10 protein-coding genes and 1 tRNA gene are annotated in these 13,604 nt (G+C 37.3%); 5 read left to right on the top strand and 6 right to left on the bottom strand.

Going from position 1 to position 13,604, the window contains the following annotated elements:
* The first annotated feature begins 13 nt into the window (after positions 1–13).
* Positions 14–2,281, top strand: a complete 2,268-nt coding sequence (bglX, locus tag DHD80_RS14425) for a beta-glucosidase BglX (RefSeq protein WP_251742162.1) — start codon at positions 14–16, stop codon at positions 2,279–2,281.
* A 57-nt stretch (positions 2,282–2,338) separates the two neighbouring features.
* Complete coding sequence (locus DHD80_RS14430; protein WP_251742163.1) at positions 2,339–4,336, top strand: DUF4886 domain-containing protein; 1,998 nt, start codon at positions 2,339–2,341, stop codon at positions 4,334–4,336.
* A gap of 230 nt (positions 4,337–4,566) precedes the next feature.
* Here the strand turns inward: DHD80_RS14430 and DHD80_RS14435 are convergent, their stop codons facing one another.
* Both DHD80_RS14435 and DHD80_RS14440 read right to left on the bottom strand, forming a co-directional pair.
* A complete protein-coding gene (locus DHD80_RS14435; protein WP_251742164.1) occupies positions 4,567–5,754 on the bottom strand; it encodes a histidinol-phosphatase in 1,188 nt (395 codons plus the stop codon).
* Positions 5,751–6,644, bottom strand: a complete 894-nt coding sequence (locus DHD80_RS14440; protein ID WP_251742165.1) for an alpha/beta hydrolase — start codon at positions 6,642–6,644, stop codon at positions 5,751–5,753. The genes DHD80_RS14435 and DHD80_RS14440 overlap by 4 nt, the downstream gene beginning before the upstream one ends.
* Positions 6,645–6,744: 100 nt before the next feature.
* Between DHD80_RS14440 and DHD80_RS14445 the strand changes: the two genes are divergently transcribed.
* The 3 genes from DHD80_RS14445 to DHD80_RS14455 all read left to right on the top strand — a co-directional run bounded on the left by DHD80_RS14445 (position 6,745) and on the right by DHD80_RS14455 (position 7,617).
* Entirely contained in the window at positions 6,745–7,197 is a 453-nt protein-coding gene (locus DHD80_RS14445) for a GatB/YqeY domain-containing protein (RefSeq protein ID WP_251742166.1), read from the top strand.
* Between the two features lie 155 nt (positions 7,198–7,352).
* Complete coding sequence (locus DHD80_RS14450) at positions 7,353–7,538, top strand: GIY-YIG nuclease family protein (RefSeq protein WP_251742167.1); 186 nt, start codon at positions 7,353–7,355, stop codon at positions 7,536–7,538.
* A 5-nt stretch (positions 7,539–7,543) separates the two neighbouring features.
* Positions 7,544–7,617 (top strand) — tRNA-Arg (locus tag DHD80_RS14455).
* Between the two features lie 750 nt (positions 7,618–8,367).
* Here the strand turns inward: DHD80_RS14455 and DHD80_RS14460 are convergent.
* From DHD80_RS14460 to DHD80_RS14475, 4 genes are all read right to left on the bottom strand, one after another.
* Entirely contained in the window at positions 8,368–8,793 is a 426-nt protein-coding gene (locus DHD80_RS14460; RefSeq protein ID WP_251742168.1) for a hypothetical protein, read from the bottom strand.
* Positions 8,794–8,978: 185 nt separating this feature from the next.
* Positions 8,979–10,169 (bottom strand): DUF4998 domain-containing protein, encoded by a 1,191-nt coding sequence (locus DHD80_RS14465; protein WP_251742169.1) that lies wholly within the window; start codon positions 10,167–10,169, stop codon positions 8,979–8,981.
* Between the two features lie 362 nt (positions 10,170–10,531).
* The gene (locus tag DHD80_RS14470) at positions 10,532–11,338 is read right to left on the bottom strand and encodes a TlpA disulfide reductase family protein (protein ID WP_251742170.1); all 807 of its coding nucleotides are present in this window, start codon (positions 11,336–11,338) and stop codon (positions 10,532–10,534) included.
* A gap of 483 nt (positions 11,339–11,821) precedes the next feature.
* Entirely contained in the window at positions 11,822–13,600 is a 1,779-nt protein-coding gene (locus DHD80_RS14475) for a family 43 glycosylhydrolase (RefSeq protein ID WP_251742171.1), read from the bottom strand.
* Between the last annotated feature and the right edge of the window lie 4 nt (positions 13,601–13,604).

The raw sequence follows: 13,604 nt of genomic DNA on the forward strand, positions 1-13,604 counted from the left end.
AAAGAATAAGAAAATGAGAAAAATTTATGTTTCAATTAGCCTCATATTATGTTTGGGGATATCTGTCCTGAATGCACAGGAAAGAATTCCGGAAGTTGAGGAATTACTAAAGAAAATGACGCTCGAAGAAAAGATTGGGCAATTAAACTTATTAACTCCGGGTGGCGCCGTTGCTACAGGTTCTGTAGTGAGTAAAAATGTGGAGGATAAAATAAAAGCAGGAAATGTGGGCGGACTGTTTGGTGTTTCAGGACCTGAAAAGATCCGGATTGCACAGGAATATGCCGTGAACGATACCCGTCTTGGAATTCCTCTTTTAATAGGATCTGATGTGATCCATGGTTATAAAACAACCTTCCCCATTCCCCTGGGAACTGCATCCAGCTGGGATATGGATATGATAAAGCATGCCGCTGAAATTGCTGCGAAAGAAGCAACTGCAGATGGGATAAACTGGAATTTTTCACCTATGGTAGATATTGCCAGAGATCCGCGTTGGGGCCGGATCGCTGAAGGCGCGGGAGAAGACCCTTATTTAGGTTCTCAAATTGCTAAAGCTATGGTAGAAGGTTACCAGGGAACAGATCTTACCCAACCACAAACGATGCTCGCCACGGTAAAGCATTTTGCCTTATATGGCGCCTCTGAAGCCGGTCGTGATTATAACACCACCGATATGAGCAGGATCAAGATGTATAACGAATATTTACCTCCTTATAAAGCTGCTATAGATGCCGGCGTTGCCAGTGTAATGAGTTCATTTAATGATATAGATGGTATTCCCGCCAGTGGAAATAAATGGCTTTTAACCGATTTGCTACGCGATCAATGGAATTTTAAGGGTTTTGTAGTATCAGATTATACTTCGGTGAATGAAATGATCGCCCATGGGTTGGGTGATCTTCAGGCGGTTTCAGCTTTGGCCTTGAATGCAGGACTGGATATGGATATGGTAGGGGAAGGATTTTTGACTACACTGAAAAAATCTGTTGATGAAGGAAAAGTTTCCGAAGAAGATATCACAACGGCCTGTCGCAGGATTTTAGAAGCGAAACATAAATTGGGACTTTTCGAAGATGCGTATAGATATTCCGATGAATCCAGGCCAGAAACTGATATTTTAACTCAGGAAAACCGTGATTTTGCCAGGGAAGTTGCTGCGCATAGTTTTGTGCTTTTAAAAAAACAGGATAATATCCTGCCGTTAAAGAAAAATGCAAAAATTGCACTAATTGGTCCTTTGGGGGATTCCAGAAATAATATGCTGGGAACCTGGGCGCCAACGGGAGACCCAACCTTATCTGTTTCAGTGTTGGAAGGGCTTAAAAATGTTGCTCCAGATGCAAACATAGTTTTTTCGAAAGGGGCAAATGTATCTAATGATACCGCTTTTGCAAAAAAAATAAATGTCTTTGGAGAAAGGATCGAAATTTCTAAAGAAGCTCCGGAAGTACTTTTAAAGACAGCGCTTACCCAGGCGAAAAATGCTGATATCATTGTAGCGGCGATTGGTGAAGCTTCGGAAATGACCGGGGAAGCAGCCAGCAGGACAGAATTAACAATTCCTGAAAGTCAGAAACAATTATTGAGAGAATTGGTGAGAACCGGAAAGCCGGTAGTTGCTGTTTTATTTAGCGGAAGGCCTTTAAATATATCCGAAGAGATGGAAATGCCCATTAATATCCTTCAGGTTTGGCACCCGGGAGTGGAAGCTGGAAATGCAATTGCCGATGTGCTGTTTGGAAATTATACTCCTTCAGGAAAACTTACCGCTTCCTGGCCTAGAAGTGTGGGCCAAATCCCGGTTTATTATAGTATGAAAAATACGGGAAGGCCTTCTTCCAGTGTAGATTTCGAGAAATTTAAATCTGATTATCTGGATTCACCCAATACGCCGTTGTTGCCTTTTGGACACGGATTAAGTTATACGGAATTCAGTTATAGCAATGTAAAAGCCAGTGCGAAAACATTGAATTTAGGAGGAAATTTGACAATTTCAGCCACGATTAAAAATACAGGAAATTTTGATGGTGAAGAGGTGGTACAGCTTTATTTACATGATATGGTACGAAGTATTACCCCGCCCATGAAGGAATTAAAAAGTTTTCAGAAGATCATGCTGAAAAAGGGTGAATCTAAAACGGTGACTTTCGAAATTTCTGAAGACGATCTAAAATTTTATAATTCGCAACTGGAATTTGTAGCGGAACCTGGAGAATTTGAATTCTTCGTAGGAGGTTCTTCAGATATCAAAGCTTCAGGCACGTTTGTTTTGGAGTAATAATGATATGAATTTTAAGTAACCTTTTTACAATCAATTAATTTAAATGAGTTTAATATGAAAATTTCAAAATCCTTTAACCGGTTCAGTTATGTGTTAATTGTCTTTTTAAGTATGCTTTTTACGTTTACGGCATGCGAAGAAGATGAGGTATTGGAACCTGAAAGAGAAGTAGCCCTCAACCTGGAATATGCCCATATGACTGTGGGAAATGACCTTGTGCTTACTCCCCTTTTTGGCAATATTCAATCTCCCATGGCTGAATATAAATGGGAAGTTTCAGACAGCACGGTAATCGAAATAAGTTCTGTCGCTAAGAATTATGCGGCAACTATCAAGGCGATTGGAGAAGGGACTGCTACTGCCACAATTAAAACATTAGATGGATCAGAACAGGCTAGTACAACTATCGAAACAAACTTGATAAGGGAAACAGAAGTTAGACTACCTGAAAGTATTACCGCCTATACGCAATCTACAGTTACCATAACCCCAGATTTTAATCTGGTAGATATACCCACCAGAAATTATACCTGGTCTGCGAGCCCCGAAAACATTATTTCTTTTGAAACGAATCCTGAAACATATGAAGTGGTAATCCAGGGATTAACTACGGGTACTACAGAGTTAACTATAAGTTCTGAAGATGGCGGGATTGTTGGCACAACTACCGTAACGGTTGAAGATGAGAATGATGGGATATTAAAAGTTTTGGCAATTGGGAACAGCTTTTCTGAAGATGCTATAGAATACTATCTTTATGGCCTTGCAAACGCTGCTGGCGAAGAAATTGTAATTGGAAACCTTTATATTGGCGGGGCAGAGCTTGCACTACATGCTCAAAATGCTACGGATAATTCCGATAATTATAGTTACCGAAAAATAAATCTCCAGGGAAATAAAACCACTACTTCAGATGTTTCCATCGCTACTGCTTTAGCTGATGAAAATTGGGATTATATCAGTTTTCAACAGACAAGTTCTAAATCCGGTCAGTATGAAACCTTTACGGAGCCTTTGCTAAGCCTTTATGAATATGTTGCGCAAAATGTTGATAATCCACATACCAAATATTTATTGCACCAAACCTGGGCATACGCACAGAACTCAACCCATTCAGGCTTTGTTAATTATGACAATGATCAAATAACGATGTATGAAGCTATAGTGGATGCCTACAGTCAGGCTGAAGACTTAATTACTGCTTATAGTATTGTGCCTTCTGGTACCGCAATTCAAAATGCCAGGACTAGTTATCTGGGCGATAATTTTAATAGAGATGGCTATCATTTGAACGAAATTGGAAGATATACTGCCGCGAGTACCTGGTTTGAAATATTATTTAACGAAAGTGTGGTGGATAATAGCTATATGCCGGATGGATTCGTCCCAATAGATTTGGAAATTGCCCAGCATGCAGCTCATGAAGCAGTCCAGACCCCAGATATGGTTACCGAACTAACAGAATATCAAAGCGCGGGAGGAACAGGAGTGATCACTAAAAATGTGTATATAGACTTTGCTGCGTCTTCTAATTCTACCGGCTGGAATGGTATGACTAGCCACATAGAAGGATCGACTATCCCAAATTTAAAGTATGAGGATAATGAATTTACCGGGATCGAGATGATGATTACAAGTAGGTTTAATGGGCAGAACACTAGTGGGGAAACAGATACGAGTACAGATTTTAACATGCCTGCCGATGTTTCTGGTAAATCATATTTTGGAAACTCCAAAAGAGAATGGAGTGGGAGGCTTATCGAAAAAGGTGTCATAAAACTTAGCGGATTTGAAGGGGATAGTAGCTATGAATTTTGCTTTTTTGGCTCCCGTACCGCCACTGATAATAGGGAGACGAAATATACCGTTATTGGGGAGGATACGAATTCAGCAGTTTTAAATACTGCGAGCAATACAGATCAATTAGCCTGTGTGCAGGGCGTGAAGCCCAATAGTGATGGGGAAATCATTATAGAGGTTTCCGCAGGGCCCAATAATGATAATAGCTACGGATTTTTCTATATCAATGCTATGCGCATAGCACCAGAATAATTAGGTTGATAATAAGGTTAAGCCCCGGTTTGTTTAAGCCGGGGCTTTTTTTATCGCTTCTCCAGTCTTCTTCAAGACAGGATGGTTTGTTTATAGATAATAGCTTTATTTATACATTCTGCTTTATCAGTATTCTTCAATGAAAACTCCCCGCCAAAATTGATAATTTTACCAGTCTTTGCGCTTAGATTTTAGCAAGAATTAATTACTGTAGGCTATTTAAGAATTTTTTATTGTATTGAAACAGGTTGCGTCCAGGCAACTTCAGTGTCACCTTCAGAGTAAGGGTTCTTTTTCTTCTTATCTGAAATGATCTTAGCCCTTACAAATAAAACATCTTCAGAAATTTCAAAATAGGCACCCGTTCCATTTACAGATTTTAAAACTTCACTTTCGGTAGAACCTTTTTTAACCCCGATAAACTGAATTTCATAAGTGACATTTTTTTGTTTTTTAACGGCAATTGAAAGCCCAGCCTCTTCAAACTTAATATCTTTTAGTTCCACTCCCGTGGTAGCGTAGAATTTGCCATTTTCCATCGCCTCTATAATTGCTTTGGGATTTAATGCAGAAGCATTTACCATCACCCATCCGCGGCCTGCGTTACTAAATTTCGATCCATATTGATGATAATGATGACTGTCATCTGTGGCGATTCCAAGCAAAAGGGGTTTGCCCATAGAATGGTAAGCGATATTCACCTTGTCCCACATTTGTTCGGTACTTTCATGGATACTATCCCCATAATTGTTCACGTAGGGATGACCATTGAAAACTTCAAAAAACCTTTCTCCGTCAATTTTTATAATATCTTCGGCGGTAACGGCATAGGTGAAATTTGGATGATTAAGATGTTGCATCACAGGCCTGCCTGTTTCTTTCTCCTGCTCTTGAATGGCGTCCAGATTATTTTGGATAAGCTCAACGATGGTAGAACCTTCTTTGGGTTCAATAAGGTCCTCGATATTGATCGCTCCCATATGCACGGCCTTATCACCCAGGTAAGAGGTAACCTCTTCAGCTTTGAAAATCATAAATTTTTCAGGCTCTTCGAAAAGTGGACGAAATTCTTCCAGGGTTTTTAGCTTCACCTCTAATCCTTCTTTATCATTCTCATAGGTAACCCAATCTTTGCCATATTTTGCCAAATATTGTTCAAATGCCTTTTGATATAGACTGTCTTTTGAAATTGTTTTCCATTTATCACCTTCTGCAATGATGTTATGGTCTGATAAGGCTACGAATTGGTAGTCATTATCTTTATACCACTGCATGATCATTTCCGGAAATTCATCACCATCACTCCAGTAAGAGTGGGTGTGAAGGTTTCCTTTGTACCATTTTGTTTCCTGTGCGTTGGTATTATAGGCATTGAAAATGCTGAGATTTAATAGTATGGCTAAAAGAATTTTTTTCATCTGTAAATAGTGGACTGGATTTTATGCTTTTCAAAAACAACATCTTTTAAGAACTCGAAAACATGGGGCAGCTCTTTAAAGGGCATTCCTGAAATTTCATGACCGGCATCTTTATAGGTATAGAATAAATAAGAAGTATCAAGTTCTGCCAGTTTTTCTGTAATGGTCTTTGACCCGTCTAATACTAGATATCCGGGACTATCGGGTTCACAATAGTGATGGGGTGCTGTGGCATAAGGCACTAAATTGTCTGCAGTTCCATGAAAAAATAGTCCGGGAACATTATTCTTTTCGGTTAAATACCGAACATCTAAAATCGCCCCGGCTAAAGAAATAACTGCTTTAAAATCAACTTTTTTGTTTTGCTTCTCAAGCATAAGTTCTGGATTATAGACGGCATTTAGGACTGCTTCAGCCCCGGCACTGCTCCCTCCAACAATTAAATTTTCAGGATCAATTCCAAATTTTTCAGCATGGTCCATCATAAAATAAACCGATTCCATAAAATCCTCCGCAGCTAATTTAAAAGTTTCTATCTTTCCTTCAGCTGGATAATCACATCCAAAAGACTGTCCTTTGCGGGTGAGCCGGTAAGAAATTAATCCTACAGCATAACCTTTAGCGGCCGCAATATTGGCAAATCTAACTTCCTGTTCATTTTTCGGACTTCCACCTGAAAATCCGCCGCCGTGCATAAATATGATAAGGGGTTTATCTTCAGAGTTATTCTGGGGCAGGTAGAGGTCAATAATAAGTTTTTCGCCAGCTTTTTCTGCATATACCTCTGTTTGAACCGGTTGTACTTTATAAAGGCTGTCAAGATTTTTTTGTTGTGCCTGGATCGTAAAAACCGAAACAAAAAAGAAGAGCGGGGCCAGTAGACTTTTCATGAGAAAGAAATTTGAAGGCTTAATATACTTAATTATACAGGGATAAATAAATGGTATTTTCGAATAGAAAATTTTATCTTCGCAGCATAATATAGAAGGTATGAGTTTGCAGGATAAAATAATGGTAGAATTAAAAGCGGCGATGAAAGCGAAAGACAGTGTGAAACTGGAAGCTTTACGAGCAGTGAAAAGTGCCATTTTGTTAGCAAATACTGAAACTTCCGGAAAAGATGGTTTGTCTGAAGAGGAAGAATTGAAATTATTGCAAAAACTTGTAAAGCAGCGTAAGGACAGCGCTCAAATTTATATGGAGCAAAATCGAAAGGATCTTGTTGAACCTGAATTGGAGCAGGCTGAAGTAATTGAAGCTTTTTTACCAGAGCAAATGACGGAAGCAGAAATTGAAGCAAAGGTTGATGAGGCAATCGCAAAAACCGGTGCTTCCGGAATGCAGGATATGGGGAAAGTAATGGGTATGGTTTCTTCGCAACTTGCCGGGCAGGCAGATGGTAAGACAATTTCGGTTATTGTAAAAAGAAAACTTTCCAGTTAAAAATAACTGGCCGCGTGGCGCAACTGAATAGCGCATGAGACCTGCCTGCCGGCAGGCAGGTTTCGGCTGAGAAGTTTAGTTTAAGGATTTTTTATATTTAATATGTTTTGGGTTTATGTTTTGAAAAGTGAAAAGATGGCCGTTTATATAAGGGATTGTCCCAAGATTTAGGAAAAAGGATTGTTAAGCATAATAATGGGGAAAATAAATCAACCAAGGGTTTTCGGCCTTGGAATTTAGTTCTCCAAAGAAGTTTTGAAACCAGGCTCGAGGCAAGGGATTATGAGAGGTTTTTAAAATCAGGAGTAGGCAGGGAGTTTTTGAAAGACCTACTTAAATAGAAATTGGCCGCGTGGCGCAACTGAATAGCGCATCAGATTTCGGCTCTGAGGGTTGGGGGTTTGAATCCCTCCGCGGTCACGAATAAAAAGGAAAGGTTAAATATAATTTCTGAGCGAGCTCAGAAATTATATTTAACCTTTCCTTTTTTCAAAGCGGAGCTTTGAGGGATCACCGAAGGTAATCCCTCCGCGGTCACTTTTAAAACTCACAAAGGGTTACAAAACCTTGCAAATTCAATGATTTGCAGGGTTTTGTGGTTTTTAGACAATCATTTAATTTGATATTATTTGATACTTTACATCTACAAATCGTCTACAAAAAAGTTATCTGTCTACAATGTAGATAGAATGGTTTGTGAATACTGAAATACTCATTTATAGTTGATTTGATTTTCGTCTTACTAAATGTTTAATTTAAAGGACAACAACTATGTGATCTTCAACACATTTTCATTTTCTATCTTATTTTGGATAAACACTTCCCGTGCAAAAAATATCTTGCCAATCCAAATAAAATTCTGCAGGATAATTGTTAATGTCTTTTTCTATTGCATCCTCATATCCTAGTAAAAATAATCCGATAAAATAGCGGGTACTATAACCCTTTCGCTTTGAATTTGATTTTCTGCTGATTTGTAAGTCGACTTGTTCGGCCTCCCTGAACCTGTCCTCTATCTTGTAGTTGGTATACCCACTATCACCGAAAAGGGAACTTTCTGGGGGCACAGGTCGTGGTACATCTTTTTAAGTATCTGCGAATCGTGCTCGGCGCCTTCCATGAGATACATTTCTACCGGTATACCATCGGCAGTAGTGATGAGTTGGATCTTCACCCCATAGAAATGTTCCTGCTTGTTGGCATTATATCCCCTGTATTTTTCGTCCCTGAAGAGTTTGCAACGGTTAATCCTTTATTGTGACAAATCTTGGTAGGGAAGGAATCGATAATATATTCCATTTCACAACAAATGTATTTGAATGCCCTGTCAATGCGCAAAAGAATGAACATCAAGGTTTCCTTTAGTTTATGCAGGCGTTTGGTAAACCCACTCTTTTTGATAACATCATTAAAAATATGGCTGTGCATGTAATCCAATGCCAGGGGCTGGTTACCCCGAAAATAAAGCGCAGAAACCAAAGCTGCGGTGATGATCTGGCTATCGGTAAATATCCTGTTATTGTGCTCGTTATGGTTCATCCCTTTTAGTAAATCTTCGATCAAACAATAAATTGCTATAACTTTGTCCTGGAGCATAATAAGTTCATTTTGAAGTTAGATATCTCAAAATTAAGGACTTATTCTATGCTCTTCTTTTTTATTTTAGAAAACCTGAATGAGATCTAAAAGGATATAGATTTAATTGCCGGGATGTTATATTACCATTAGAGCAAGATAAATAGAAAAGAAAGAATTAAGAATTAGAAAGGTTATTGAAGGAATTAATTACTACCAGGGACTAATTCAAAAGAATTAATAGGCGTGTAGCGCCCAGAATCATCTTGAGTTGTTACTATACCGACCGAAATTTCCATAGTCTCATCAACCGTAAAGTCTATAACATAATTTAAATTTGAACTAACCACTCGCGCGTAACCAAGTACTTCAGAAGCTGATGCAATATTTTCTACATCAGGTAGTCCTTCACCTTTTGCTACTACTAAATAAAACCCTCCTTCATCTGTTTCCTGATGATTGTTGCCATTTAAAACAACATTCAATGTATAATTAGCTGCCCCAGCGGTTACTACCTGATAAATTTTACCGTTAATAATACCAGGGGCACCCCACCCAGATTCTACATTAAAGCCATTTCTTGAATCCCAGCCACCATAACCATCGTGGTTCTTCACGGCGTCATTGCTAATCCAGTCGGCTAAATTCCCCCATCTTCCATTAACTTCAGCCGCTTCAATAGGAGCTGAGGCATTCTTTAATTTTGGAAATTGTACTGGATTGAAATTTGCGTAGGCAGTATAAAAGGTATCCATAGCCACAGTAGAAGGGACAAAAGCTGTACGATATCTATAGGTTGATCCAATCTTAAAATCGCTGATTGAAACAATTACTTCATTTTTAGCAATAAATAATTCTTTGTTTTCATCTTCAGTATTAGCATAGTAAAATTCCGTTCCAATAATACCAGAATTAGCATTCGCTTGGGCAAACGTAATATCTAAAGTGTTATCATTTAATTTACTGAAAACGACCGAACGATTTTCGAGACTATTGGCATAATCTGAACCAAAAGCCTCAGCGCCCCCTGTAACAATTTTAGAGCTAAGACCCTCTTCATTAAAAGTTTGAACCTCAAAAATATAGAGTTTTTCCTGAAGATTATCAATTATTGCTTCTACGCTGTCTATTTCATTTGAGGTATTTATAGGAACAACAACAGAATCTGATTTATCATTCCAGTATATTTTCAATTCCGAAACTTTAGGATCATCAATTACTCCTTTGACCATTACCCGATTCTCGCCAGATAGAATTACCAGAGATTTAATATGACCTAAAGACTGTTGACTATTATTAAGTAACAATTGGTTGTCATCAGAATTACACGAAAAATTGATGAGACTTAATATAAGTAGTAGCAGAATTAAAAAATAATTATTAGAGTTATTTTTCATTTTTGTTATTTTATAGTAATTGATATATTCATGCTTTAGATATTTATTAGTCAAACTCAATTGTCTAAAGCTCGAAAACCCTTTATGGTTCATAAAGATAAATGATAAACCTATATTGGGTATCCTGTAGTGTGCTGATTCCCATGCGAAATGACAAAATACTCAACGCAGGTTTTCCAAGTACTCATGAAAGGTTTTGTTTGACGACGTCAAAATTTGTTGGAATCTAGCTATATACAAAACAACGTTATTACTGAATACTATTTAAAAATACTTGCAATAAATTATGATCTTTTTAAAAATTCAAAACATTAATTACTAAAGTATTCTTTAAGCCTTTTCTCGAGATCATGATGTCCATTTTAATAACGGGAGATAACCTTCCCTTGGGGGTCAATTAAAAAACTTATGGGAACTGAAAAAATCTTATAAGTAAGTGCTATATCTCCCTTAATACCTTTCGGATCATAAAGGTTAGTCCATGTCATATTATCTTTTTCAACTGCTTTTTCCCATTTTGTTTTATAGTTATCCAAGGATACACTTATAATTTCAAAACCTTTATTATTATATTTTTTATATAGTTTAGCTAAACCTGGATGTTGTGCGCGGCAGGGACCACACCAAGACGCCCAAAAATCCAAATAGACATACTTACCGCGAAAAGAATTTAGTTCAACTTTCTCACCTTTCAAATTTTTTAGGGTAAAATTTTCTACGATTTCTCCTGGATTGAGGTCTTTTGACAACTTTAAATATTTGGCTATTAGTTTACCGTATTTAGATTGCTTGACGTCATTAGTTAAAGAATTGAACAGTGTCTGAATTTCAGCGTTTGATTTATTTAAGCTCAGTTCGTCAAGTAAAAATGCGCTGTATTCATAATCAGGATGAGATTTTATAAAGCCTAATGTTTTTGCATCCATCTTAAAATAGAGCTCGCTCCTTTTTTTGTTGAGATTAGACGTTAAATCGTGATCGTTTCTTATCAGAAGATTTATACTGTCATATTTTTGTTTGGATTCAGACAAAAGCGCTACCAATTCTGCCTGTTGATTCTGAATTCTGCCACCTGTAATTACCGCGTCATTTACATATTTTTTGTTTCTCAAATCAATAGTAATAGCGGTGTTTTCTACAAAAAAAAAGGCGGGTCTTGTACCCTTCATTAATTTCACCTTTAAATTCAAATCTATTTGCTTCTAGGTAGGTCGTATCTATAGGTGTATCTAAATCCACATTTCTTAAACAGATTAAAGTACCATCAGGTAAATCAGAGGTTATGCCAGTAATATGAAATTCTTGAGCTATTAGGCAGCTACTTAAAAACAGGGAAATTAATGTAGTCGTAATAATCGTTCTCATAAATATTTAATTTTATATCGTTGGTGCTCTAAGAGTTTTCTATGGCTTTGTTCTAAAATCAGAATTATTTTTTTTTTAGAATTAAAGTTCTTTTTTTTCTATTGAATAGATCCCTATCAATTAATATATTAATTGATAGGAGAAGTTTTCTTATAAATTGTTTATGATGATGGAATAATACATGGTTCAACTCCTTCTAATGTGGTTTCTTATTACCGATGGTAAAAAACCTACTATATTATTAATAAATTTAATAATACACCCTTTTCCAAATTAAGGCTGGCCTTTTAAAATGAATTTCTAAGTTTTTTAAGGGCATTCTTAGATATTGGCAAGACACTTCCATGTCTGGTTCCTAAAGGGAATTTGATCTGTGCTGATACGTCTTCCCAATTTTTAAGATCTTTGGATCTTACAGCACCGTATTTTTTATCAGTGTATTTATCAAAATATACATACCAGTAGTCATTAATTTTTGCTACAGTGGGGCCTTCTGCCCAGTAATTACCAGTTATTGGAGAAGTTACATTGGAATAGGGTCCAGAAAGCTCATGGGCTGTAGCAATTTTAATATTCTTTTGAGCAGGATTTCTTGTTTCATCCTTTAAAAACATATAATATATGCCATTATATTTTTTTATGGTCGCATCGATGATATTAAAACCGGGGTCAAATAAAAGTTGAGTCTGAGAAAAAGTTTTAAAATCTTTTGTTTTTGTATAATATATTCTATGGTTGTAACCCTCGTCTCCCTTAGCAGCCGTTTCATTGAATTTTCCATGTATGGTTGAAGCCCAATAAATCAGATACTCTTTACTCTGTTTGTCATAAGTAATCTCCGGGGCCCAGCAATTTCTGGCATTTTCTTCATTTTCCATGACTGGAATGAATTTTTGATTACTCCACTCAATTAAATCTTTAGAAGAGGCATACCCGATACCTTTTTCTTTCCATCCAACAGTCCATACCATATGGTACTCTCCATCTACCTTAATAATACAGGGATCCCTCATCAATTTTTCATTGCCTAATTCGGGTTTGAGAAATGATTGGTCATTGTTAAGTGTATTCCAGTTCTTACCATTTTCACTATAGGCTAAATGTAGACCATCTTCTCCATTTCCCTTGAAATAAGAAAATAGAAATAGGGAATCTTTTTCTAAAAGTTTGTGCTTCTTCAGCCACTTTACTAGCATTTCAGGCCACTGATTTGCCGTAAGTTGCCTTCCCATTCCAAACCCATGTCCACCATCTTCATAGGCATGAAGTTCAGCAGGTACGCCTGCCGCTCTAGCCGCTAAATAATAATTTATACTGTTTTCTATCGGTACGGCGTGATCATCTGTTGCGTGAACCAGAAATACTGAAGGGGTATCAGAATTTACATTTAATTCATTAGAATATTCTTCAATAAGGTCCTTAGATGCATTTTTGCCTAATAAATTATTTTTAGAACCTTCATGGGTTACGCTTTCCTTCATTGACACTACGGGATAAATAAATATTGAAAAATCCGGTCTGGCGCTAGTGGTATCTGAGTTATAAACTTTAAAATTATATTTAGTAGTAATAGTGGAGGCCAAATGCCCACCAGCGGAAAATCCCATAACACCAATTTTATTGGGATTAAGATTCCATTTCTGGGCATTTCTACGTACTATTCTCACAGATTCCTGTGCGTCCTGTAATGGGCCAACTTCCTTTTTTTTCATTATTAGATCACTAGGTAACCTGTATTTAAGTACAAAAGCGGTAATCCCCAGCCCATTTAGCCATTTAGCTACTTTAAATCCTTCCTTATCAATTGCTAAGTGACTATATCCTCCTCCGGGAAAAATTATGACTGATGTGCCATTTGCCACGTCAGGCTTGAAAACGGTTAGAGTGGGTTCTGTTACTTTGCTAATACCGGTTACAACGCCTTCATCAATGTGTTTGTTTTCAGAGTAATCTGCATTTTCAATATATCCGGGCACAGCACTAGGCCATACTTCAATGGCTTTCTCCTGGGCACGAAAAATTATAGTCTGAAAAAAAACTAAGAAAAATAAGGCTGTAACTTTCATTATA

Origin of the sequence: Gramella sp. AN32, from assembly GCF_023718305.1 — a bacterium.
GTDB lineage: Bacteria > Bacteroidota > Bacteroidia > Flavobacteriales > Flavobacteriaceae > Christiangramia > Christiangramia antarctica.